A 23,286-nucleotide genomic window follows, 5' to 3' on the forward strand; every position below is an offset into this window, starting at 1 on the left:
GTTTATGCAAGTTAAGCGTTTTTTCGCCGCCGATATGCGTCAGGCCATGAAACTGGTTCGTGATGAGCTGGGCGCTGATGCCGCCATCATTGGCAATCGCCGGATCGCCGGCGGTGTCGAGCTGACGGCTGCCCTGGATTACAAATTGTCGGCGCTGGCCCCGCGTGTTCCGAACATGGAACTCGAGGATGAGCTGCGCAAGACCCAGTCGCGGATCGTCACCGCCCAGGCCGAACTGAGCCTGCGCGGCGATGGCGAGAGCGACAAGACCACCAATCGCCAGTTGTTCGCCGGCCTGCCGTTGACCGCCGCCGAACCGCTGATCGAACCGGCGCTCGCCGAACCTCGGCGTCCGGCCCCCGCGCCTGCTGCGGCGACCGGTGTCGATCCGCGCGCATTCGATTCGATGCGTTTCGAGCTCAACAGCCTGCGTGAACTGATGGAAGTGCAGCTTGGCTCGCTGGCCTGGAATCAGCTGCAAGGCAGCCGTCCGGCCCAGGCCAACCTCTGGCGTCGCCTGCAACGCATCGGCCTGTCCGGCCCGTTGTCGCGCGATCTGCTGGCACTGATTACCGACATTGAAGAGCCTCGTCAGGCCTGGCGCATGTTGCTCGCGCACCTGGCGCGGATGATCGCCACCCCGGAAGTCGAGCCACTGGAAGAGGGCGGTGTGATTGCCATGGTCGGTCCGGCCGGCATGGGCAAGACCACCACGCTGGCCAAGCTCGCGGCCCGTTACGTGCTCAAGTACGGCGCGCAGAACATCGCGCTGGTGAGCATGGACAGCTATCGCATTGGTGCCCAGGAACAGCTCAAGACGCTGGGCCGGATCCTTAACGTGTCGGTGACCCACGTCGATCCGGGTCAATCCCTGGTGCAGGCGCTGGAGCCCTTGCTGCGCAAACGCGTGGTGCTGATCGATACCGCCGGCCTTCAGGCCAGCGATCCGGCACTGCGGATGCAGCTCGAAAGCCTGGCCGGGCGCGGCATCAAATCAAAAAATTATCTGGTCCTGGCAACCACCAGCCAGAAACAGGTTCTAACTGCCGCTTATCACAGTTACAAACGCTGCGGCCTCGCCGGCTGCATCCTGACTAAACTGGATGAAACGGCAAGTCTGGGCGAGGTGTTGAGCCTGGCGATCAGTCATGAGTTGCCGGTGGCTTACCTGACCGATGGTCCACGGATTCCGGATGATTTGCATCTGCCACGTCGTCATCAGTTGGTCAGCCGCGCCGTTAGCGTACAAATGCAGGAAGAACCCAGCGAAGAAGCCATGGCTGACATGTTCGCTGATATTTACCACAGCCCGACCAAGCAGGTTGGCTGAGGTGTTAATGAACATTTTTTGTACCTACATCGATGGTCTGCCATGCATTGTTCCGATGGTGAACGCGCAGCCAGTAATGTGGCCTCCGTCTAAGTAAGACAAGGTAAAGAAATAACATGGGCAGCATGCATCCCGTACAGGTGATCGCGGTGACCGGCGGCAAAGGTGGCGTCGGGAAKACTAACGTGTCAGTGAACTTGTCCCTGGCTCTAGCTGAGCTCGGCCGGCGCGTCATGCTGCTGGATGCCGATCTGGGGCTGGCGAACGTCGACGTTCTGTTGGGACTGACACCCAAACGCACGCTGGCCGACGTGATCGAAGGCCGCTGTGAGCTGCGCGACGTGCTGTTGCAAGGGCCTGGCGGTATCCGCATCGTCCCGGCCGCCTCCGGCACCCAGAGCATGGTTCATCTGAGCCCGGCCCAGCATGCCGGCCTGATCCAGGCGTTCAGTGATATCGGCGACAACCTCGACGTATTGGTGATCGACACCGCTGCGGGCATTGGTGACTCGGTAGTCAGCTTCGTGCGCGCCGCGCAGGAAGTCTTGCTGGTGGTGTGCGACGAACCGACCTCGATCACCGACGCCTACGCGCTGATCAAACTGCTTAACCGCGACTACGGCATGAACCGCTTCCGCGTCCTGGCCAACATGGCGCAGAGCCCGCAGGAAGGCCGCAACCTGTTCGCCAAGTTGACCAAGGTCACGGATCGCTTCCTCGACGTCGCCTTACAATACGTCGGCGCAGTGCCTTACGACGAAAGCGTACGCAAGGCGGTGCAGAAGCAACGCGCGGTGTATGAAGCCTTTCCGCGTTCCAAGTGCGCCCTGGCGTTCAAGGCCATTGCGCAGAAAGTCGATACCTGGCCACTGCCGGCCAACCCTCGTGGACATCTGGAGTTTTTCGTCGAGCGCCTCGTGCAACAAACTGCAGGACCCGTGCTATGACAGCCAGCGGTTACAACCTCTACAAGCAGTCGGCACGTGACGCGCAGTACGAGCTGATCGAGCGTTACGCGCCACTGGTCAAACGCATTGCCTACCACTTGCTGGCGCGTCTGCCGGCCAGTGTCCAGGTCGAAGACCTGATCCAGGCCGGGATGATCGGCCTGCTTGAAGTATCAACCAAATACGACGCCAGCAAAGGCGCGAGTTTCGAGACGTACGCGGGCATTCGAATCCGCGGCGCGATGCTCGATGAAGTGCGCAAGGGGGACTGGGCGCCACGTTCGGTCCACCGCAATACCCGCATGGTCAGCGACGCGATTCGCTCGATTGAAGCTAAAACCGGCCGTGACGCTAAAGATCACGAAGTTGCGGCCGAACTCCAATTGAGTCTCGACGATTATTACGGGATTTTGAACGACACCCTGGGCAGCCGGTTATTCAGTTTCGACGATCTGTTGCAGGACGGCGAACACGAAGGGCTGCATGAGGATGGCGCGAGTGCTCATCTCGAGCCGTCACGCGATCTGGAAGATGAACGCTTCCAGGCGGCGCTGGCGGACGCGATTGCCAATTTGCCGGAGCGTGAGCGACTGGTGTTGGCGCTGTACTACGACGAAGAGTTGAATCTCAAGGAAATCGGTGAGGTCCTGGGGGTCAGCGAGTCGCGGGTCAGCCAGTTACACAGCCAGTGCGCGGCCCGTTTGCGGGGGCGTTTGGGGGAGTGGCGAGCGCGCTGAAGGCAGTGTGGGGACACTGCGAATGGAGCTGGTGTGGTGTTGAACCGTACCGGTCTCGATCTGTTGTGCTCCAGACAGTCATTGAGTGCTTTGCCGGATTGATTGAAATGGCGCGTCCAGGTGCTGGGCGCGTTTAAGACTGCTTGGAGGTCGAATTGGACAAGAACATGAAAATCCTCATCGTTGATGACTTCTCAACGATGCGGCGGATCATAAAAAACCTGTTGCGTGACCTTGGGTTCACCAACACCGCCGAAGCCGATGACGGGCTGACCGGGTTGCCGATGCTGCAAAGCGGTAACTTCGATTTTCTGGTTACCGACTGGAACATGCCCGGTATGACCGGCATCGACCTGCTTCGTGCGGTGCGCGCCGATGAAAGGCTCAAGCACCTGCCGGTGCTGATGGTGACCGCCGAAGCCAAGCGCGAGCAAATCATCGAAGCGGCCCAGGCCGGTGTTAACGGCTATGTGGTCAAACCCTTCACAGCCCAGGCGTTGAAAGAAAAAATCGAGAAGATTTTCGAACGCATCGGCTGATGTACTGCGCACGGGGGAGCTATGGAGCATAACGAATCTTCACAGGGCGATTTTGAGTCGACCCTGAAAAAACACGCGGTCGAACTGGTCGACAGCCTTGAAAAAGGCAAGTTTGGCGACGCTGTGCAACTGATCCATGAGCTCAACCAGACCCGTGACCGCGGCCTGTATCAGGAAGTGGGCAAGCTCACCCGCGAGCTGCATAGCGCGATCGTCAATTTCCAGATTGACCCGCACATGCCGCAAGCTGAGGAAGTGTCTCAGATCACGGATGCCACCGAGCGCCTGTCCTATGTGGTCAAGCTGACCGAGGCCGCGGCCAACCGCACCATGGACCTGGTGGAAAACGCCACGCCGCTGATCAACAGCCTGAGCGATGAAGCCCAGGCGCTGAGCACGGATTGGGGACGGTTCATGCGTCGCGAAGTCGGGGCTGAAGAGTTCCGCGAACTGGCCCGGCGGGTCGATGGTTTCCTGACACGCAGCAGTGAAGACAACCGCGTCGTGTCGAGCAACCTCAACGACATTCTGCTGGCCCAGGATTACCAGGACCTCACCGGTCAGGTGATCAAGCGTGTGRCCCAATTGGTCACCGAAGTTGAAAGCAATCTGCTCAAGCTCGTGCTCATGGCCAGTCACGTAGACCGCTTTGCGGGTATCGAACACGACCGTGAGGCGATGCTTGCTGAAAAAGATCCACAAAAACATCTCTCTCAGGGTGAAGGTCCGCAGATTCATGCCGATAAAAGAGAAGACGTTGTGTCCGGTCAGGACGATGTGGACGATTTGTTATCCAGTCTTGGATTTTAGTTTTCTGGGTTTTTAGACCTGTAGGAGCACCCCCTTAATGAGCTTCGGCGCCGATGAAGAGATCCTTCAGGATTTCCTGGTTGAGGCCGGCGAGATTCTAGAGCAACTGTCCGAGCAGCTGGTCGAGCTGGAAAGCCGACCTGATGATGCGGACTTGCTCAATGCAATTTTTCGCGGTTTTCACACTGTAAAAGGGGGCGCCGGCTTCCTCCAGCTCAACGAGCTGGTGGAGTGCTGTCACATCGCCGAGAACGTGTTCGACATCCTGCGCAAGGGTGAGCGTCGCGTCGACTCGGAACTGATGGACGTGGTTCTCGAAGCGCTGGACGCGGTGAACAGCATGTTCAGCGAAGTCCGCGAACGCAGCCCGATCACGGCTGCCACGCCTGAATTACTCGCGGCGCTGGCCCGTCTGGCCGAGCCGCAAATGGAAGCTGCACCGGCGCCGGTCGCTGAAGTGGTTGAAGCACCGGTCGCCGAAAGCGAATCGGGCGACATTACCGATAACGAATTCGAACAACTGCTGGACTCGCTGAACGCCGTCAAGGCCCAGGCCGAGGCGCCCGTAGCGGCTGCGCAGCCTGTTTCGCAGCCTGCCGCCGATGCAGCCGCCAGTGACGAAATCACCGATGCCGAGTTCGAGTCGTTGCTCGATCAATTGCACGGCAAAGGCCAGTTCGCCGCCGATGCAGTAGCCGCTGCGCCTGCTGCTCCGGCTGCTCCGAAAGCCGCCGGCGACAGCTCCGACATCACCGACGACGAGTTCGAAGCACTGCTCGACCAGTTGCACGGCAAAGGCAACTTTGCGGTCGATGCGCTGGAATCGGCAATCGCTTCGGCGCCAGCCCCGGCTGCGCCAACCGCCGCTGCGGCCGGTAGCGATCTGATCTCCGATCATGAATTCGAATCGCTGCTCGACGAATTGCATGGCAAGGGCAAGTTCACTGAAGTGGGCACTGCGTCTGCTGTTGCTTCGGTAGCGACTCCGGTTGCCAAGGCACCAGCACCTGTGGCCAAGGCACCCGAGCCAAAAGCCCCCGAGCCCAAAGCAGAAGCACCGAAGCCTGCTGCCGCCGCAGCGCCGGCTCCTGCTCGTGCCCCGGCCGCGCCGCCCGCGGAAAAGCCAACCAGCGAAGCCGAGACCACCGTGCGGGTCGACACCGCGCGTCTCGACGAAATCATGAACATGGTCGGCGAGCTGGTACTGGTTCGTAACCGCCTGGTTCGTCTGGGCCTCAACAGCGGCGACGAAGCCATGTCCAAGGCCGTGTCGAACCTCGACGTGGTCACGGCCGACCTGCAAACCGCGGTCATGAAGACCCGGATGCAACCAATCAAGAAAGTCTTCGGGCGCTTCCCGCGTCTGGTTCGCGACCTGGCTCGCCAGCTCAAGAAAGAGATCAACCTGGAACTGGTCGGCGAAGAAACCGACCTCGACAAGAACCTCGTCGAGGCCCTGGCCGACCCGTTGGTCCACTTGGTGCGCAACTCGGTCGACCACGGTATCGAAGAGCCGGCTGATCGCGAAGCGATGGGCAAGCCTCGCAGCGGCAAAGTGATTCTGTCCGCTGAACAGGAAGGCGACCACATCCTGCTGTCCATCTCCGATGACGGCAAGGGCATGGACGCTGACGTTTTGCGCGGTATCGCCGTGAAAAAAGGTTTGATGGACAAGGATGCGGCGGACCGTCTCAGCGAGTCCGATTGCTTCAACCTGATCTTCGCGCCGGGCTTCTCGACCAAGACCGAGATCTCCGACGTGTCCGGTCGTGGCGTGGGCATGGACGTGGTGAAAACCAAGATCGCCCAGCTCAACGGCACCATCAATATCTACTCGACCAAGGGCAAAGGCTCGAAGATCGTCATCAAGGTCCCGTTGACCCTGGCGATCATGCCGACGCTGATGGTCATGCTCGGCAACCAGGCGTTCGCGTTCCCGCTGGTGAACGTCAACGAGATCTTCCACCTCGACCTGTCGCGCACCAACGTGGTGGACGGCCAGGAAGTGGTGATCGTGCGGGACAAGGCGCTGCCCTTGTTCTACCTCAAGCGCTGGCTGGTCAGCTCCGCCGCTCACGAAGAGCAGCGCGAGGGCCATGTGGTGATCCTTTCGGTGGGCACTCAACGGATCGGCTTCGTCGTCGATCAGTTGGTGGGCCAGGAAGAAGTGGTCATCAAGCCATTGGGCAAAATGCTCCAGGGAACCCCGGGCATGTCCGGTGCCACCATCACCGGTGACGGCCGCATTGCTCTGATTCTCGATGTTCCGAGCATGCTCAAGCGTTACGCCGCACGGCGTATTTGATTCTGGGGGAGCGGGGCGCCAGAGCCTCGCCCCGTCTAACGGAGTGTTTATGGTAGTCAAAGTCCTGGTGGTGGACGATTCGGGGTTTTTCCGCCGCCGCGTCTCGGAAATTCTTGCAGCGGATTCAAACATCCAGGTCGTCGGTACGGCGACCAACGGAAAAGAGGCGATCGATCAGGCCCTGGCCCTCAAGCCAGACGTGATCACCATGGACTACGAGATGCCAATGATGGATGGCATCACGGCGGTGCGGCACATCATGCAGCGCTGCCCAACCCCGGTGTTGATGTTCTCCTCGCTGACCCACGAAGGCGCCCGGGTCACCCTCGATGCGCTGGACGCCGGCGCGGTGGACTTCCTGCCGAAGAATTTCGAAGACATCTCCCGTAACCCGGAGAAGGTCAAGCAACTGCTGTGCGAGAAGATTCTCAGCATCTCGCGCAGTAACCGTCGTGTCAGCGCCTACACCCCTCCGGCACCGGTCGCTGCGCCAGCCCCGACGCCTGCGCCTTCGAGCGTCGGCAGCTACGGCAGCAGCGCGCCTGCGCGTCCGGCACCGGCACCGATTGCGGCGCGCCCCCATGCAGCGGCTCCGTCATCTCCCGCGCCGAAACGCAAAGCCTACAAATTGGTCGCCATCGGTACCTCCACCGGTGGCCCGGTTGCGCTGCAACGGGTTCTGACACAGTTGCCGGCCAACTTCCCGGCACCCATCGTGTTGATCCAGCACATGCCGGCAGCCTTCACCAAGGCCTTCGCCGAGCGCCTGGACAAGCTGTGCCGCATCAGTGTCAAGGAAGCCGAGGATGGCGACATCCTGCGTCCGGGCCTGGCGCTGCTCGCACCCGGTGGCAAGCAGATGATGATCGACGGCCGTGGCGCGGTGAAAATCCTGCCGGGCGACGAGCGTCTGAACTACAAGCCGTGCGTGGACATTACCTTCGGTTCCGCGGCCAAGTCCTACGGCGACAAAGTTCTGGCGGTGGTACTGACCGGCATGGGCGCCGACGGTCGCGAAGGCGCGCGTCTGCTCAAGCAGGGTGGCAGTGCGATCTGGGCCCAGGATGAAGCCAGTTGTGTGATCTACGGCATGCCAATGGCCATCGTCAAAGCCGAACTCGCGGACGCGGTGTACAGCCTCGACGACATCGGTCGGCACCTGGTTGAGGCTTGCATCTGATGGATGTGCTCAGCCTTATCGGGATCATCATGGCGTTCGTCGCCATCATCGGCGGCAACTACCTTGAAGGCGGTCACCTCGGCGCACTGGCCAACGGCCCGGCGGCGTTGATCGTACTCGGTGGCACCATCGGTGCCGCGCTGCTGCAATCGCCGATGAGTGCCTTCAAGCGTGCCATACAGATTCTCGCCTGGATTCTGTTTCCGCCTCGCGTGGACCTGGCCGGCGGCATTGATCGCGTGGTGAACTGGAGTCTGACCGCTCGCAAGGAAGGTTTGCTCGGGCTGGAAGGGGTGGCCGACGCCGAACCTGACAGCTACTCGCGTAAAGGCCTGCAATTGCTGGTCGACGGTGCCGAGCCGGAAGCGATCCGCAGCATTCTGGAAGTGGATTTCTACACCCAGGAAAGCCGCGACATCGAAGCCGCCAAGGTCTTTGAAAGCATGGGCGGCTACGCGCCGACCATCGGTATCATCGGTGCGGTGATGGGCCTGATCCACGTCATGGGCAACCTGGGCGACCCATCGCAACTGGGCAGTGGCATCGCCGTCGCCTTCGTCGCTRCCATCTACGGCGTGGCCAGTGCCAACCTGGTGCTGTTGCCGATTGCCGCCAAGCTCAAGTCCATCGCGTTACGGCAGTCGCGCTATCGCGAAATGTTGCTGGAAGGGATCCTGTCGATCGCCGAAGGTGAAAACCCTCGCTCTATTGAGTTGAAGCTTCAGGGCTTCATGGATTGATGGGGGAAATGGATCATGGCTCGTCGCAGGCAACATGAAGAACATGTGAACCATGAACGTTGGCTGGTTTCCTACGCCGACTTCATCACCTTGCTGTTCGCGTTCTTCGTGGTGATGTACTCGATCTCGTCGATCAACGAAGGCAAGTACAAGATCATTTCCGAGGCGTTGATCGGGGTGTTTACCGACTCTGACCGCGCCCTCAAGCCGATCCCCATTGGCGAAGAGAGACCGAAGACCGTGACCCCGGCCAAACCGCTGGTCAAGGACAGCGAGCAGATCGACGCCGGCATCGCCCAGGCCGCCAACGATCCACTCAAAAGCATCGCCGATGACATCAGCGCGGCGTTCGGCGACTTGATCAGCTCCAACCAGATGACCGTGCGTGGCAACGAGTTGTGGGTCGAGATCGAACTCAATTCCAGCCTGTTGTTCGGCAGCGGCGACGCCATGCCCAGCGACATTGCGTTCAACATCATCGACAAGGTCGCTGCGATCCTCCGGCCGTTCGACAACCCGATCCACGTCGAAGGTTTCACCGACGATCAACCGATCCGCACCGCGCAATACCCAACCAACTGGGAACTGTCCTCGGCCCGTTCGGCGAGCATCGTGCGGATGCTGGCGATGCAGGGCGTGAACCCTGGTCGCCTGGCATCGGTGGGTTATGGCGAATTCCAGCCAGTGGCCAACAACGCCACCGCCGAAGGCCGTGCGCGCAACCGTCGGGTGGTGCTGGTGGTGTCACGCAATCTTGATGTACGCCGTAGCCTCACCGGTACCGGAACGGCTCATGCACAACCGGATGCCGCATTGAAGCGGGCTGGCACACAAACTGCACCGACCCCGGTCAAGTCGCCGGGACGCGAGAGTGCCGTCAATTCTCCGTCACCCGCATTAATACGTTGAGCTATTTCTCGGTCGACGTTTTCGACCGGGAGGAACAATCCGAATGAGAGTCTGGGCAGTTGCCAATCAAAAGGGTGGTGTCGGTAAAACCACTTCCTCCATTGCTTTAGCCGGTTTACTGGCGGAGGCGGGCAAGCGCGTGGTTGTGGTCGATCTCGACCCCCACGGCTCCATGACCAGCTACTTCGGTTACGACCCCGACAGCCTGGAGCACAGCAGCTACGACCTGTTTCTGCACAAGGGCAACGTGCCGCAAGGCTTGCCCGGTCAGTTGTTGATGCCCACCAGCGACGAACGCATTTCCCTGTTGCCATCGAGCACCGCGCTGGCCACCCTTGAGCGCCAGTCGCCGGGCCAGAGCGGTTTGGGCCTGGTGATCGCCAAGAGTCTGGCGCAGTTGTGGCAAGACTTCGATTACGCCGTGATCGACAGCCCGCCGTTGCTCGGCGTGCTGATGGTCAATGCCTTGGCGGCCAGCCAGCAGTTGGTGATTCCGGTGCAGACCGAGCACCTGGCGGTCAAAGGCCTGGAACGCATGGTCAACACGCTGGCGATGATCAACCGCTCGCGCAAACTGGCGTTGCCGTTCAACATCGTGCCGACCCTGTTCGACCGCCGCACCCAGGCTTCGCTTGGCACTCTGCGCGTGCTGCGCGACAAGTACCCGGAAGAAATCTGGCAAGGCTACATCCCGATCGACACCCGCTTGCGTGACGCGAGCCGGGCAGGGCTGACGCCGTCGCAATTCGATGGCAAGAGTCGCGGCGTTCTCGCCTACCGCGCACTGCTCAAGCATCTGTTGGCCCAGCAACTTGTTCCGCAGGTGGCTTGAGATGAGCCTGATTCCTACGATGGTATTCGCATGACCCGGCCGGTGAAGATCACCTCGCGCCCGCAATTGGCCCTTCAGTCTTATCTGGATGGCTTGCTGCAGGACGCGACCGAAGAGCTGTTGCCTGAAGTCGAGGCGCTCCCTGAGGTTGTCGAGGCTGAAGCTGCGCTGGACGAGTTCCAGGCGGCGGTGCTCGAAGAGCAGGCGCGCGATGCGCAGAAGCCGGCAGTGGTCGCGGCCCCCGTTGTTGCGCCAGTGGCGAAGGCACCGGTGGCCGTGATCGAAGCGCCGGCACCGATTCTGGCGTCCGTGTCGACGATTGCGCCGTTGCTGCAAGCGTTGGTGCCGCCGGTGGTGGAAGTTCATCTGCCGCCGAGCAACACGCCGCCTCCGGTGGAAAATGACGATCGTCCGGCCTGGGCGGCCGAGCCGTTCGAATGCCTGTTGTTCGATGTCGCCGGGTTGACCCTCGCGGTGCCGCTGGTGTGCCTGGGTTCGATTTATTCCCTGGCCGGCCACGAGCTGACGCCGTTGTTCGGTCAGCCGGAATGGTTCCTCGGGATCCTGCCAAGCCAGGCCGGCAACCTGAAGGTGCTGGATACCGCACGCTGGGTCATGCCGGACCGCTACCGCGACGATTTCCGCCAGGGCCTGCAATACGTTATTTCAGTTCAGGGCTATGAGTGGGGGCTGGCGGTGCATCAGGTCAGCCGCTCGTTGCGCCTGGACCCGAATGAAATCAAATGGAGAAGTCACCGGGGGCAGCGGCCATGGCTCGCCGGCACGGTGATTGAACACATGTGCGCTTTGCTCGATGTCGCCGCACTGGCCGAATTGATCGCCAGCGGCGGGGCGAAGCACATGGGCGGCAGTAAGCCGAACCACAAACCGACATAAAAAACACGCATCGGCATTCAAGTGCCGGTGCACTGAATACACACCGCTAGGGCGGTTTTTCGAGGGGTCAGGGTATGAATGACAAGGCGACGGCGGCAAAAGGTTCCGAAGATCCGATCCTGCAATGGGTCACCTTCAAGCTGGACAATGAAACCTACGGCATTAACGTGATGCGCGTTCAGGAAGTCCTGCGCTACACCGAAATCGCTCCGGTACCGGGTGCCCCGAGCTACGTGCTGGGTATCATCAACCTGCGCGGCAACGTGGTCACCGTGATCGACACCCGTCAGCGTTTCGGCCTGGGCACGGTCGACGTCAGTGACAACACCCGCATCGTCATCATCGAAGCCGACAAGCAAGTGGTCGGGATCATGGTCGACAGCGTGGCTGAAGTGGTTTATCTGCGTCAGTCGGAAATCGAGACCGCACCGAACGTCGGTAACGAAGAGTCCGCCAAGTTCATTCAAGGCGTGTGCAACAAGAACAATGAACTGCTGATCCTGGTCGAGCTGGACAAGATGATGAGCGAAGAAGAATGGTCGGAACTGGAGAGTATCTGATTGATTCTTGAGGTGGCTGTGATTGTCCTGTTCCTTTTGTGGGCAGGCACGCTGGCGATGTTCCTGGCGTACATCCGCGCTCAAAGGCAGGTCGCCGCACAACAGGCTCAGGGCGATGCACTGCGCGATCAGCGCATCAAGGACCTGGCCAAGCGCGTCGACGACTACCAGAACGGCAACGTGCGCATGGGTGAAGACCTGCACGAACTGCGCGCGGTGGTCGGGCCGTTGCCGGACAAGCTGGCGCAGTTGGAGCAGCGTGATCCGTCGAGCCTTTCATTCGCCCAGGCCGCGCGCCTGGTGGGGATGGGGGCCAGCGTCGATGAGCTGACTCAGTCTTGCGGCTTGACCCAGGCTGAGGCGGAGTTGATGAGCAAGTTGCACAGAAACTGAGAAGAGCAAAAGATCGCAGCCTCGTTTCACTCGACAGCTCCTACATTGGGATGGTGTACGCCCTGTAGGAGCTGTCGAGTGAAACGGGGCTGCGATCTTTTTACATTCAATAAAGATTCAATAATCATCCCCGCGCTCGGTGACGTCCTTCTCCACCGTCACCGCATGCGGATCATGCCCCGCCGGAAACTTGCCTTTCAGATTCCAGGCAAACGCAATGATCTCGGCAATCGTGCGGTACAACTCCTCGGGAATACTCTCGCCCAATTCCATCCGCGCCAGCAGTTTCACCAGTTCGGCGTTCTCGTAAATCGGCACTTCGTAGTCACGGGCAATCCGTAGAATTTCTTCAGCCAGTTCTTCGTCACCTTTGGCCGTAAGGGTAGGGGCGTGGCTGCCGTCGTATTTGAGGGCGATGGCCTGGCGCGGTGCGGTGGATTCGTTCATGCGGTTTCGTCGACCCAGCGTTGTTCGAGACGGGTTTGAGGGCCTTGTGGCGGTGTGCCGAGGTGGCAATCCAGATCGCCGACGTTCAGCCCGGAATCCAGCAGGCGCTGGCGCAGCGCGGCCAGATTGCTTTCGATCAGGCTCGCAGTGTACGGCCGTTCGGCCCACAGCTGACTGGAGAGGCTGCCTTTGATCAGTTGGGCCTGAATCTGCAACGGCCCCAACGGTTCCATGTCGAATGCCAGCTCGACGCGCCATAGCGGTTGCTTGGGTTCGCGTTCGTCGCGGCGTTCGCGCGGTTGTTCTTTTTCGGGGGCTTCTTCGCGCTGGAATTTGACCTGCAACGGCACGATGTCCTGCAGGTTGCGCATGGGGATTTCCAGTTGCCAGGTGCTCATCAACCGCCCGTCACTGGTGACGCCAGTCTGCTCAAGGCTCGACAGCTGATGACTTTGCAAACGCGAAACCGCCGCCGCAGCCAGGCGCAGCAGGTGCTCGAGATCATCTTCGCCTTCCGCGCTTTGCAGCAGGCGCTCGGGCAGTGGGAAGCTGGTCGGCGACGGTTTGGCACTGACTTGCCCGAGCATGCCGAGGGCATTGCGCACGAAACTCGGCATGGCCTGGGCCAGGGTGTTGGCAGCGATGATTGCGTTGAGATTGGTGTTGGCCGGCAGGCCCGGCGTCAGCTGGGCGATCAGCTTGAGCAGGTCGCCTTTCATGTCTGGCGCCAGCGTCGGGTTTTGTCCGGTCAGCAATTTGGCTTCCAGGAACAGGCCACTGTTGGCCAGCGCCTGGGCCAGCCCTTTGGGCGTACTCAATTGTTGGGCGTCCGGCAGGCCAGCGAGCAATTTGTCCACGGCGGCGCGCAGGTCGCTGGAGGTCTGATCCGACGGTGGCAGATTTTGCAGGACCTTGATCAAGCCATCCAGAGAACCCTGGCGACTTTGCTGGCTGACCAATTGTTGCGTCACCGCCAACTGTTCCTGACGGCTGCTCAGCGGCACGAATTTGAGTGTCTGGGTGTCCTGCACCAAGGCACTCAGCAAGGTGCCGATGCGCAGCGGTGTCGGGCTGTCGATGCTCAGCGTGCTGCCGCTCAGCGCGGTGTTGAGCAGGCTCACCATCGAGCGAAACACCGTCGGCTGGCCCGGCACCTGCGGCATCACCTGAGAGGTCAGCACTTTGCCTTGCAGCAGGGTGCCGACCGGCAGTTGCGCGGTATCGATACGGGTGAGGGTGGCGACGCTGGAGGCGATGGCCTGTTGCACCGTGACTGCCAGATTGCCCGCCGACGGCTGGGTGATCGACAGGCTGGTACCCTGGGGCAACGGCTGAGTGCTGGTGGCCTGGACAGTGGTCTGGCGGCCGCTGTCGAGAGTGACCTTGAGCAACAGTTGAAAGGTCTGATCCGCCTGCTTGAGTGACAGCACTTCAGCCTTGGCGGTCTGACCGGCCGTGATCAGGCCCTCCATCGGCGTCAGCAGCTTGAGCAACTCGCCGCTGATCACCAATGGACGCGAAGTCGCCGGGGTGGTTGGCGGGAGCGGGAGGATGTTCATTTCGCCTGTCATACGCGGACACAACCTGAGGAAATTGCACTCTTGAGAGTAGGGAACGCCATGTATAATGCCGCCCGTCTTTCGCTGAGTGGCGAAAACATTGCAATTGATTGACGCAGCTCTCTAGAACAAGCCGTCATTGCATCTATGCTGCATCTCTTTAACGGCCGCGCCAGAGCCGACTTGAACCGCATAAGGCCCGTGAACCCTTGACCAGTCCTGTCCTGCAAACCGTTGCCCTTGCCTGTGAGCGAGACCTTCGGCTGCTTTTCGAAAATCTCGAATTGCGACTGGCCAGTGGCGAAATGTTACAGATCAGCGGCCCCAACGGCAGTGGCAAGACCAGCCTGCTACGTCTGCTTTGCGGTTTGATGCATCCGACCGCCGGTCAAGTGTTGCTCAACGGCCAGCCACTGAACGAACAACGCAGCGAACTGGCGCGCAACCTGCTGTGGATCGGCCATGCCGCCGGCATCAAGGACCTGCTGACCCCCGAAGAAAACCTCAGCTGGCTCTGCGCCTTGCATCAACCGGCCTCCCATGAGGCGATCTGGCAAGCGCTGGCGGCGGTGGGGCTGCGCGGTTTCGAGGATGTTCCCTGTCACACACTGTCTGCCGGCCAGCAACGTCGTGTGGCGTTGGCGCGGTTGTTCCTGGACAGCCCGCCGCTGTGGATCCTCGACGAGCCGTTCACCGCGCTCGATAAACAAGGCGTGGCGCAACTCGAAGAACACCTGGCCGCGCACTGCGAGCGCGGCGGCATGGTGGTGCTGACCACTCACCACACGCTGAGCCGGATGCCGGCCGGCTATCGCGACATTGATTTGGGGAATTGGGCCGTATGAGTGTTTTCGGCCTGTTGGTCGCCCGTGAGGCCCGTTTGCTGTTCCGCCGTCCTGCCGAATTGGCGAACCCGTTGGTATTTTTCGCCATCGTCGTCTCCTTGTTCCCGCTGGCGGTCGGCCCCGAGACTCAATTGTTGCAAACCTTGTCTCCGGGGCTGGTCTGGGTGGCGGCGCTTTTATCGGTTTTGCTCTCGCTGGACGGGCTCTTCCGCAGTGATTTCGAAGACGGATCCCTTGAACAGTGGGTCCTTTCGTCGCACCCCCTGCCTCTTCTGGTGCTGGCCAAGGTGCTGGCACACTGGGCCTTTTCCGGCCTGGCACTGGTTTTGCTCGCGCCATTGCTGGCGCTGATGCTCGGTTTGCCTGCCGCTTGTCTGCCGGTGTTGCTGCTTTCTTTATTGCTCGGTACACCGGTGTTGAGCCTGCTCGGTGCGGTGGGCGCGGCGCTGACGGTAGGATTGAAGCGTGGTGGCCTGTTGCTGGCGCTGCTGATTCTGCCGCTGTATATCCCGGTGTTGATTCTCGGCAGTGGCGCCTTGCAGGCGGCATTGCAGGGCATGCCGGCGACCGGTTATCTCTTGTGGCTTGGTAGCCTGACCGCCCTGGCGATAACCCTGGCACCTTTTGCAATAGCTGCTGGCCTGAAGATCAGTGTCGGCGAATAATGAGGTCTGGTTAAAATTTGACCAGTAAAGACCCTTTGGCTGTTTCGTGATAACGAACAGCAACCGTGATGGAAACAGCAATGAACTGGACCTGGTTTCATAAGCTCGGCTCGCCCAAATGGTTTTACGGCATCAGTGGCAAATTGCTTCCCTGGCTGAGCGTCGCGGCGTTGCTGCTGATTAGCGTCGGCGTGGTCTGGGGCCTGGCCTTCGCACCGCCGGACTACCAGCAAGGCAATAGCTTTCGAATCATCTATATCCACGTTCCCGCCGCCATGCTGGCGCAGTCGATCTACGTGATGCTGGCCGTGTGCGGCGTTGTCGGGCTGGTGTGGAAAATGAAACTGGCCGACGTCGCCCTGCAATGCGCCGCCCCGATCGGTGCCTGGATGACCGCCGTGGCGCTGGTCACCGGGGCGATCTGGGGTAAACCGACCTGGGGTTCGTGGTGGGTCTGGGATGCGCGACTTACGTCCATGTTGATTCTGCTGTTTCTGTACTTCGGTCTTATTGCGCTGGGCAACGCCATCAGCAATCGTGACAGCGCGGCCAAGGCCTGCGCGGTGCTGGCGATTGTCGGCGTGATCAACATCCCGATCATCAAATACTCGGTGGAGTGGTGGAACACCCTGCACCAGGGCGCGACGTTCACTCTCACCGAAAAACCGGCGATGCCCGCCGAGATGTGGCTGCCACTGCTGCTGACGGTGCTGGGTTTCTACTGTTTCTTCGGGGCGGTGCTGTTGCTGCGCATGCGCCTTGAAGTGCTCAAGCGCGAAGCCCGGGCGAGCTGGGTGAAATCCGAAGTGCAGAACAGTCTGGAGGCCGCTCGATGAGTTTCGCTTCATTCGGCGACTTTCTCGCCATGGGCCATCACGGCCTGTATGTCTGGTCAGCCTATGGCATTTGCCTGGCGGTGCTGGCCCTCAACGTGGCGGCGCCGATCCTGGCCCGCAAGCGGTATCTGCAACAAGAGGCGCGTCGTTTGCGCCGGGAGAACGGCCAGTGAATCCGCTGCGTAAAAAGCGTCTTGTCATCATTCTCGCGATCCTGGTCGGTGTCGGCGCTGCCGTCGGCCTGGCCCTGAGCGCCCTGCGGCAGAACATCAATCTGTTTTACACCCCGACCCAGATCGCCAATGGCGAAGCGCCGCAAGACACGCGCATCCGTGCGGGCGGCATGGTCGAAAAAGGCTCGCTGCAACGTTCCGGCGATTCCCTGGACGTGAAATTCATCGTCACCGACTTCAACAAATCCGTGACCATCAGCTATCGCGGCATCCTCCCGGACCTGTTCCGCGAAGGGCAGGGCATCGTTGCCCTCGGCAAGCTCAACGCTGATGGCGTGGTGGTGGCCGACGAAGTGCTGGCCAAGCACGACGAGAAGTACATGCCGCCGGAAGTGACCAAGGCGTTGAAAGACAGTGGTCAGTCGGCACCTACGCCAGCCAAGGAGGGCTAACGGATGACTTCCGCACTTTACAGCTCGGGGCTGTTCATCCCCGAACTCGGCCATCTGGCCATGATCCTGGCGTTGTGTTTTGCGTTGGTGCAGGCCGTGGTGCCGTTGCTCGGTGCCTGGCGCGGCGACCGTTTGTGGATGAGCCTGGCCCAGCCGGCTGCGTGGGGGCAGTTCGCGTTTTTGCTGTTCGCCTTCGGTTGCCTGACCTATGCGTTCATGGCGGACGACTTCTCCGTCGCCTACGTGGCCARCAACTCCAACAGCGCGCTGCCGTGGTACTACAAGTTCAGCGCCGTGTGGGGCGCTCACGAAGGGTCGTTGCTGCTGTGGGCGTTGATTCTCGGCGGCTGGACCTTCGCGGTGTCGGTGTTCTCCCGACAGTTGCCGCAAGTGATGCTGGCCCGGGTGCTGGCGGTGATGGGCATGATCAGCACGGGTTTCCTGCTGTTCCTGATCCTGACGTCCAACCCGTTCGCCCGGATCCTGCCGCAGATGCCGGCGGACGGGCGCGATCTTAATCCTCTGCTGCAAGACATCGGCCTGATCGTTCATCCGCCGATGCTGTACATGGGTTACGTCGGCTTCTCCGTGGCCTTCGCCTTCGCCATCGCCGCGCTGTTGGGCGGTCGTCTCGATGCGGCGTGGGCGCGCTGGTCCCGTCCGTGGACCATCGTCGCCTGGGCCTTCCTTGGCATCGGTATCACGTTGGGTTCCTGGTGGGCCTACTACGAACTCGGCTGGGGCGGCTGGTGGTTCTGGGACCCGGTGGAAAACGCGTCCTTCATGCCTTGGCTGGTGGGCACGGCGCTGATTCACTCGTTGGCGGTCACGGAAAAACGTGGCGTGTTCAAGAGCTGGACCGTGCTGTTGGCCATCGCCGCATTCTCGTTGAGCCTGCTCGGGACCTTCCTGGTGCGTTCCGGCGTGCTGACCTCGGTTCACGCCTTTGCCTCCGACCCTGAGCGTGGTGTGTTCATTCTGGTCTTCCTGCTGTTTGTGGTCGGTGGTTCATTGACGCTGTTCGCCCTGCGCGCGCCGGTGGTCAAGAGCCATGTCGGCTTCAACCTCTGGTCCCGGGAAACCCTGCTGCTGGGCAACAACCTGGTGCTGGTGGTGGCTGCTTCGATGATTCTGCTGGGCACCTTGTACCCGCTGATCCTCGATGCAATGACCGGTGCCAAGCTGTCGGTCGGCCCGCCGTACTTCAACGCGCTGTTCATTCCGTTGATGGCGATCCTGATGATAGTGATGGCGGTCGGTGTGGTGGTGCGCTGGAAAGACACCCCGGTCAAATGGCTGGTGAGCATGCTGACCCCGGTATTACTCGGCAGCGCCGCGCTGGCCGTCGTGGCGGGCGTTGCTTACGGCGATTTCAACTGGGCGGTGCTGGCAACCTTCATGTTGGCTGCCTGGGTGTTGCTGGCCGGTGTGCGGGACATTTTCGACAAGACTCGCCACAAAGGCTTGATCAAAGGACTGCCGACCCTGACCCGCAGTTATTGGGGCATGCAACTCGCGCATTTGGGCATTGCCGTGTGCGCGCTGGGTGTCGTGTTGTCGAGCCAGAACAGTGCCGAGCGTGATCTGCGCCTGGCACCGGGTGAGTCCATGAGCCTGGCCGGTTACCAGTTTGTGTTCGAAGGCGCCAAGCACTTCGAAGGCCCGAATTTCACGTCCGACAAGGGCACCGTACGGGTGATCCGCGACGGTAAGGAAGTCAGCGTGCTGCACCCGGAAAAACGCCTGTACACGGTGCAGAACTCGATGATGACCGAGGCCGGGATCGACGCCGGTTTCACCCGTGACCTGTACGTCGCACTGGGCGAGCCGTTGGGCGAGGGCGCCTGGGCGGTTCGCGTGCACGTCAAACCGTTCGTGCGCTGGATCTGGTTCGGTGGGCTGCTCACAGGTGTAGGCGGGTTGCTGGCGGCGCTGGATCGCCGTTATCGRGTCAAGGTAAAAAGYCGYGTGCGTGAAGCGCTCGGCATGACGGGAGCCACCGCATGAGACGTTGGTTGATGCTGTTGCCGCTGGCGATTTTTCTGGTGGTTGCTGTTTTTCTGTATCGGGGGCTGTACCTGAACCCGGCCGAGTTGCCCTCGGCGATGATCGGCAAGCCGTTCCCGGAGTTTTCCCTGCTCTCGGTGCAGGGCGACAAAACCCTGACCAAAGCGGACATTCTGGGTAAACCGGCGCTGGTCAACGTCTGGGGCACCTGGTGCATTTCCTGCCGGGTCGAGCACCCGGTGTTGAACAAACTGGCCGAGAAGGGCGTGGTGATCTACGGCATCAACTACAAGGACACCAATGCAGACGCCTTGAAGTGGCTGGCCGAGTTCCACAACCCGTATCAACTGGACGTCCGTGACGATGAAGGCACCCTGGGCCTGAACCTCGGCGTGTATGGCGCACCGGAAACCTTCTTCATCGACGCCAAGGGCATCATCCGCGACAAATTCGTCGGGGTGATCGACGAACAGGTCTGGCGCGAAAAACTGGCGGCCAAGTATCAGGCGCTGGTCGACGAGGCCAAGCCATGAAGCGCTGGATTGCCGCCGCCGCTCTGGGGTTGAGCATGGCTGGCGTGGCCCACGCCGCCATCGATACCTATGAGTTCGCCAAAGAGGGCGATCGCGAGCGTTTTCGCGAGCTGACCAAAGAGCTGCGTTGCCCCAAGTGCCAGAATCAGGACATTGCCGATTCCAACGCACCGATCGCCGCCGACCTGCGCAAAGAGATTTTCCGCATGCTCGGCGAGGGCAAGGACAACCAGCAGATCATCGACTTCATGGTCGACCGCTATGGTGATTTCGTCCGTTATAAACCTGCTCTGAATGCCAAGACCGCATTGCTCTGGTTCGGCCCGGCCGGCCTGCTGCTGGGCGGTTTTGTGATCATCGCCGTGATCGTCCGCCGTCGTCGCGTGCAACGCGCTGACAGCCCGGACACGCTTTCTTTTGATGAGCGCGAGCGCCTCGACCACCTGTTGGATAAAACCAAGCATGATTGATTTCTGGCTCGCTGCAGGCCTGCTGCTTCTGGTAGCCCTGAGTTTTTTGCTGATCCCCGTTCTGCGCGGTCGTCGCGCCCAGCTTGAAGAGGATCGTACGGCGCTTAACGTCGCGCTGTATCAGGAGCGCGTGGCTGAGTTGCAGACTCAGCAAGAAGAAGGCGTACTCAACGCCGAGCAAATGAATGCCGGCCGCGCCGAAGCCGCCCGTGAACTGCTTGCCGACACCGAAGGCGTCGAGGTACCGCGAGTGTCGCGCCTGGGCAAGCCATTGCCATTGCTGGCGGCAATTCTGGTGCCTGTGCTGGGCCTTGGGCTGTACCTGCATTTCGGTGCCAGCGACAAAGTCGAGCTGACCCGCGAGTTCGCCCAGGCGCCGCAGTCGATGGAAGACATGACCCGTCGCCTGGAGCGTGCGGTTGCGGCGCAACCGGATTCGGCCGAAGGCCTGTACTTCCTCGGCCGCACTTACATGGCTCAGGACCGCCCCGGCGATGCGGCGAAGATCTTCGAGCGTACCGTGAACCTGGCCGGTCGCCAGCCGGAACTGCTCGGGCAGTGGGCTCAGGCCCAATACTTCGCCGATGGCAAGAAGTGGTCGGACAAGGTCCAGGCCCTGACTGACGAAGCACTGAAAGCCGATCCGAAGGAGGTCACCAGCCTCGGTCTGCTGGGCATCGCGGCCTTCGAAGGCGAGCGTTACCAGGAAGCCATCGACTACTGGAATCGTCTGTTGGTGCAACTGCCGCTGGATGACCAGTCCCGTGTCGCGCTGCAAGGCGGCATCGCCAAGGCCGCCGAGAAGCTTGAAGCCAGCGGTGGCAAGGTGGCTCAGGTTCAGGCTCCGGCAGTGAAGGTTGCAGCACTGCTCAAGGTGCGTGTCGATCTGGCGCCCGACTTAAAAGCTAGGGTCAAGCCCGGCGACAGCGTGTTCATCTTCGCCCGCGCCACCGCAGGCCCGCCCGCACCATTGGCGGCCAAGCGTCTGACCGTTGCCGACCTGCCAGCGACCGTCGAGCTGGGCGATGCCGATGCAATGATGCCCCAGTTGAAACTGTCGAACTTCCCCGAAGTCCAACTGGTTGCGCGCATCTCCCGCGCCGGCCAACCGACTGCCGGCGAATGGATCGGTCGTAGCCAACCTTTGGCCACCAGCACCAGCGCGCCACAAAAACTGACCATCGACAGCCCGGATAAATAACAGGAAACGCCACCATGACCGCCTTCGCTCGTATCACTCTCCTCAGCATGATGGTTTTGGGGCTAAGCGCGTGTGCGGTCCAGGAGTACGAACCGGAACGGTTGCCGCCAATCCCGCCCTCGCAGCCGAGCACCAAACCGACCACACCGAGCAAACCGGTCACGCCGAGCAAACCATCGAAGCCGGTGCAACGCACCTCCGCCAGCTTCGCCCCGCCACCGGGGGGCAACAGCCATTGGGATGCGAAACTCGGTGTTTACGTCCTCGACAATCAAACCAACACCTTCTACCGCCAGCGCACCTACTACCGCTGGGACAACGGCTGGAGCCGCTCGATCAGCCCTAACGGGCCGTGGGAAGAGACGGATATCCACGGTGTGCCGGGTGGGCTGGGCAGACAATTCGGGCAGTGAATGGAAACGGCGATCTGAGGATCGCCGTTTTGCTTTTCGGCATTTATGAAGGGCGGTTAAAGAATCGCCTGATAGTGGGTCAACGCCTTGCTCGACCGATTCAGGCCCTGGCGTAACAGCAGTTCGAGATAAGTGGTGACATCCATCGGCGGCGTCTTTAGCTGTTTGCGTTGTCGTTGTGCTGCCGCAACAACTGCTGCCGGGTCCAGATCAAACAGGTTATCGACGAACTCGTCAGGATGTTGGGCTTCGATGCCAAAGGCTCCCAGTGTTTCATCCGGAAAATCTTTCTGGTTAAAGGTCACGATGACACTGGCATTGCAGCGTATAGCGGCAGCCAGAACATGTCGGTCATCGACATCAGGCAGTGTTAGCCCTTCGATCAGCCTTTCGTAACCGTAGACGCAAGCATCAGGTATGGCCTGATCCATCAAGTCGGACGTGCGATCCAACTGCTCTGTTGTCAGGTCCGGGCGGTTCTTCAGTAAATTGCGCTTCCATTCGTTATGTATCTCCAGTGACCATCGCGCCCTGAAACGCCCGGAGAGCGCGAGCCACATCAAAAAATCTCTCAAGGGGGCGGGGTACAAAACACATGCGTCATATACAGCGGTAAAAGGGGAGTGCCTCACTCGTATCCTGTCCTTAACGCTTGTGCCTGCTCGGCGAGAAGCGTCATTGCTTGCTCGCTGGCTATGTCGCGCTGGGTTTTATAGTCCATCAAATCGGTAAAGCGCACACGTCGGTGCTTGCCGGTTTTGTGGTAGGACAACTCACCGGACTCCAGCAGTTTGATCAGGTGCGGGCGTGAGACATTGAGCAAGTCCGCCGCTTCCTGGGTGGTCAGTTCAGCGTGTACCGGGACCACTTTGACGGCGTTGCCTGCAGCGAGCTCTGCCAGGATGTCGACAAGCAACCGAAGCGCTGAGGTGGGAAGTTCGACGCTGTGTGCTTCATTCTGCTCATCGAAAATCTGGATATGCTGAGTTTCGAATTGGGTGGCGAGGCAGGCAGCCAAGGCACGCTGACCTTCGATAGCGGCCTGGACCTCACGCTCCATGGGCAGGTTAAGGGGGGGATGGATAACTGGTGACATGATGCTTTCCAATATTCTGAATAATCGATATTGGAAGGCTATTCGAATCAAACGAAAATCGCAATAAACGAAACGACCGGCTTTTCAGCTCCTTATGCAGTCGCGTTAGTGCTGGAGATCGAGTGTGTAGGCTTGTTCGCGAAGGCGGTGTGACATTTAGCAGAAATGTCGACTGACCTGACGCTTTCGCGGGCAAGCCCGCTCACCCAGGGGCTTACGTTTGTTCACGATGTTTCTAACGTTGTTACGCCGTCGCCAGTGCCGGTTTCTCCGACACACTCAAAAACCGCAACAACGCCAGCAACGGAAACACGCTGCCGACGATCACGATCCACAACCAGCCACCGTGTTCGTACACCGCACTGGCCACTGATGAGCCGAACGCGCCGCCGATGAAGATGCTGGTCATG

Annotated in this window: 27 protein-coding genes and 1 pseudogene; 23 read left to right on the forward strand and 5 right to left on the reverse strand. The window is 60.5% G+C overall.

All coding sequences use genetic code 11. The annotated features are described in order from the left end of the window. Positions 1-4 precede the first annotated feature (4 nt). The 13 genes from flhF (at position 5) to AC1DIS_RS14790 (ending at position 12,179) form a co-directional block, all read left to right on the forward strand. Positions 5-1,330 carry a flagellar biosynthesis GTPase FlhF gene (gene flhF, locus AC1DIS_RS14730; RefSeq protein WP_018925058.1) on the forward strand — a complete coding sequence of 442 codons (1,326 nt, stop codon included), beginning with the start codon at positions 5-7 and terminating at the stop codon, positions 1,328-1,330. Between the two features lie 116 nt (positions 1,331-1,446). Beyond that, positions 1,447-2,277: a flagellar synthesis regulator FleN gene (fleN, locus tag AC1DIS_RS14735; protein ID WP_477780943.1), complete on the forward strand. Its 831-nt coding sequence runs from the start codon at positions 1,447-1,449 to the stop codon at positions 2,275-2,277. Beyond that, positions 2,274-3,014, forward strand: coding sequence for an RNA polymerase sigma factor FliA (gene fliA / locus AC1DIS_RS14740; protein WP_018925059.1), 741 nt, complete (start codon positions 2,274-2,276; stop codon positions 3,012-3,014). Before fleN ends, fliA begins: the two co-directional genes overlap by 4 nt. Positions 3,015-3,181: 167 nt before the next feature. Then, positions 3,182-3,553: a chemotaxis response regulator CheY gene (locus AC1DIS_RS14745; RefSeq protein ID WP_167331167.1), complete on the forward strand. Its 372-nt coding sequence runs from the start codon at positions 3,182-3,184 to the stop codon at positions 3,551-3,553. 21 nt (positions 3,554-3,574) lie between these two features. Continuing rightward, entirely contained in the window at positions 3,575-4,363 is a 789-nt protein-coding gene (locus AC1DIS_RS14750; RefSeq protein ID WP_477780944.1) for a protein phosphatase CheZ, read from the forward strand. Between the two features lie 37 nt (positions 4,364-4,400). Then, positions 4,401-6,668 carry a chemotaxis protein CheA gene (locus tag AC1DIS_RS14755; protein WP_086945859.1) on the forward strand — a complete coding sequence of 756 codons (2,268 nt, stop codon included), beginning with the start codon at positions 4,401-4,403 and terminating at the stop codon, positions 6,666-6,668. A 49-nt stretch (positions 6,669-6,717) separates the two neighbouring features. Beyond that, complete coding sequence (locus AC1DIS_RS14760) at positions 6,718-7,848, forward strand: protein-glutamate methylesterase/protein-glutamine glutaminase (RefSeq protein ID WP_018925063.1); 1,131 nt, start codon at positions 6,718-6,720, stop codon at positions 7,846-7,848. Beyond that, the gene (locus AC1DIS_RS14765) at positions 7,848-8,588 is read left to right on the forward strand and encodes a flagellar motor protein (RefSeq protein ID WP_477780945.1); all 741 of its coding nucleotides are present in this window, start codon (positions 7,848-7,850) and stop codon (positions 8,586-8,588) included. Before AC1DIS_RS14760 ends, AC1DIS_RS14765 begins: the two co-directional genes overlap by 1 nt. 15 nt (positions 8,589-8,603) lie before the next feature. Continuing rightward, the gene (gene motD / locus AC1DIS_RS14770; protein WP_018925065.1) at positions 8,604-9,497 is read left to right on the forward strand and encodes a flagellar motor protein MotD; all 894 of its coding nucleotides are present in this window, start codon (positions 8,604-8,606) and stop codon (positions 9,495-9,497) included. 43 nt (positions 9,498-9,540) lie between these two features. Beyond that, a complete protein-coding gene (locus AC1DIS_RS14775) occupies positions 9,541-10,329 on the forward strand; it encodes a ParA family protein (RefSeq protein WP_018925066.1) in 789 nt (262 codons plus the stop codon). Positions 10,330-10,359: 30 nt separating this feature from the next. Next, a complete protein-coding gene (locus AC1DIS_RS14780; RefSeq protein WP_064619453.1) occupies positions 10,360-11,226 on the forward strand; it encodes a CheW domain-containing protein in 867 nt (288 codons plus the stop codon). Positions 11,227-11,300: 74 nt separating this feature from the next. Continuing rightward, entirely contained in the window at positions 11,301-11,786 is a 486-nt protein-coding gene (locus AC1DIS_RS14785) for a chemotaxis protein CheW (RefSeq protein WP_007938663.1), read from the forward strand. Then, on the forward strand, positions 11,787-12,179 hold the full coding sequence (locus AC1DIS_RS14790) for a DUF2802 domain-containing protein (RefSeq protein WP_018925068.1): 393 nt from the start codon (positions 11,787-11,789) through the stop codon (positions 12,177-12,179). It abuts the gene before it with no gap. Positions 12,180-12,296: 117 nt separating this feature from the next. Here the strand turns inward: AC1DIS_RS14790 and AC1DIS_RS14795 are convergent, their stop codons facing one another. Both AC1DIS_RS14795 and fliK read right to left on the reverse strand, forming a co-directional pair. Further along, on the reverse strand, positions 12,297-12,626 hold the full coding sequence (locus AC1DIS_RS14795) for an EscU/YscU/HrcU family type III secretion system export apparatus switch protein (RefSeq protein WP_018925069.1): 330 nt from the start codon (positions 12,624-12,626) through the stop codon (positions 12,297-12,299). Continuing rightward, on the reverse strand, positions 12,623-14,197 hold the full coding sequence (fliK, locus tag AC1DIS_RS14800) for a flagellar hook-length control protein FliK (RefSeq protein ID WP_477744243.1): 1,575 nt from the start codon (positions 14,195-14,197) through the stop codon (positions 12,623-12,625). The genes AC1DIS_RS14795 and fliK overlap by 4 nt, the downstream gene beginning before the upstream one ends. 197 nt (positions 14,198-14,394) lie before the next feature. On the opposite strand from fliK, the gene ccmA reads away from it, so the two are divergent. The 10 genes from ccmA to AC1DIS_RS14850 all read left to right on the forward strand — a co-directional run bounded on the left by ccmA (position 14,395) and on the right by AC1DIS_RS14850 (position 21,780). Next, positions 14,395-15,030: a cytochrome c biogenesis heme-transporting ATPase CcmA gene (gene ccmA, locus AC1DIS_RS14805; RefSeq protein ID WP_477744244.1), complete on the forward strand. Its 636-nt coding sequence runs from the start codon at positions 14,395-14,397 to the stop codon at positions 15,028-15,030. After that, positions 15,027-15,695: a heme exporter protein CcmB gene (gene ccmB, locus AC1DIS_RS14810; protein WP_007939195.1), complete on the forward strand. Its 669-nt coding sequence runs from the start codon at positions 15,027-15,029 to the stop codon at positions 15,693-15,695. Before ccmA ends, ccmB begins: the two co-directional genes overlap by 4 nt. Positions 15,696-15,775: 80 nt before the next feature. Further along, the gene (locus tag AC1DIS_RS14815; RefSeq protein WP_007939194.1) at positions 15,776-16,531 is read left to right on the forward strand and encodes a heme ABC transporter permease; all 756 of its coding nucleotides are present in this window, start codon (positions 15,776-15,778) and stop codon (positions 16,529-16,531) included. Then, complete coding sequence (gene ccmD, locus AC1DIS_RS14820; RefSeq protein WP_007939192.1) at positions 16,528-16,704, forward strand: heme exporter protein CcmD; 177 nt, start codon at positions 16,528-16,530, stop codon at positions 16,702-16,704. Before AC1DIS_RS14815 ends, ccmD begins: the two co-directional genes overlap by 4 nt. Further along, positions 16,701-17,156, forward strand: coding sequence for a cytochrome c maturation protein CcmE (gene ccmE, locus AC1DIS_RS14825; RefSeq protein ID WP_086945857.1), 456 nt, complete (start codon positions 16,701-16,703; stop codon positions 17,154-17,156). Before ccmD ends, ccmE begins: the two co-directional genes overlap by 4 nt. A 3-nt stretch (positions 17,157-17,159) precedes the next feature. Beyond that, positions 17,160-19,163 (forward strand): heme lyase CcmF/NrfE family subunit, encoded by a 2,004-nt coding sequence (locus AC1DIS_RS14830; RefSeq protein WP_477780946.1) that lies wholly within the window; start codon positions 17,160-17,162, stop codon positions 19,161-19,163. After that, positions 19,160-19,696, forward strand: coding sequence for a DsbE family thiol:disulfide interchange protein (locus AC1DIS_RS14835; protein WP_018925073.1), 537 nt, complete (start codon positions 19,160-19,162; stop codon positions 19,694-19,696). The genes AC1DIS_RS14830 and AC1DIS_RS14835 overlap by 4 nt, the downstream gene beginning before the upstream one ends. Next, complete coding sequence (locus AC1DIS_RS14840; protein ID WP_064619441.1) at positions 19,693-20,166, forward strand: cytochrome c-type biogenesis protein; 474 nt, start codon at positions 19,693-19,695, stop codon at positions 20,164-20,166. Before AC1DIS_RS14835 ends, AC1DIS_RS14840 begins: the two co-directional genes overlap by 4 nt. Beyond that, entirely contained in the window at positions 20,159-21,367 is a 1,209-nt protein-coding gene (gene ccmI / locus AC1DIS_RS14845; RefSeq protein ID WP_477744245.1) for a c-type cytochrome biogenesis protein CcmI, read from the forward strand. Before AC1DIS_RS14840 ends, ccmI begins: the two co-directional genes overlap by 8 nt. 14 nt (positions 21,368-21,381) lie before the next feature. Continuing rightward, on the forward strand, positions 21,382-21,780 hold the full coding sequence (locus AC1DIS_RS14850; RefSeq protein WP_019579595.1) for a hypothetical protein: 399 nt from the start codon (positions 21,382-21,384) through the stop codon (positions 21,778-21,780). Between the two features lie 56 nt (positions 21,781-21,836). On the opposite strand, the gene AC1DIS_RS14855 is transcribed toward AC1DIS_RS14850, so the two are convergent. The 3 genes and pseudogenes from AC1DIS_RS14855 to AC1DIS_RS14865 all read right to left on the reverse strand — a co-directional run. Next, positions 21,837-22,412, reverse strand: a complete 576-nt coding sequence (locus AC1DIS_RS14855; protein ID WP_477744246.1) for a PIN domain-containing protein — start codon at positions 22,410-22,412, stop codon at positions 21,837-21,839. Beyond that, a complete protein-coding gene (locus tag AC1DIS_RS14860) occupies positions 22,409-22,876 on the reverse strand; it encodes a helix-turn-helix domain-containing protein (RefSeq protein WP_064619430.1) in 468 nt (155 codons plus the stop codon). The genes AC1DIS_RS14855 and AC1DIS_RS14860 overlap by 4 nt, the downstream gene beginning before the upstream one ends. A 244-nt stretch (positions 22,877-23,120) precedes the next feature. After that, positions 23,121-23,286: pseudogene (locus AC1DIS_RS14865) on the reverse strand (MFS transporter); the annotation flags it as partial.

The sequence above is a fragment of the Pseudomonas sp. 05N433 genome (assembly GCF_056396925.1).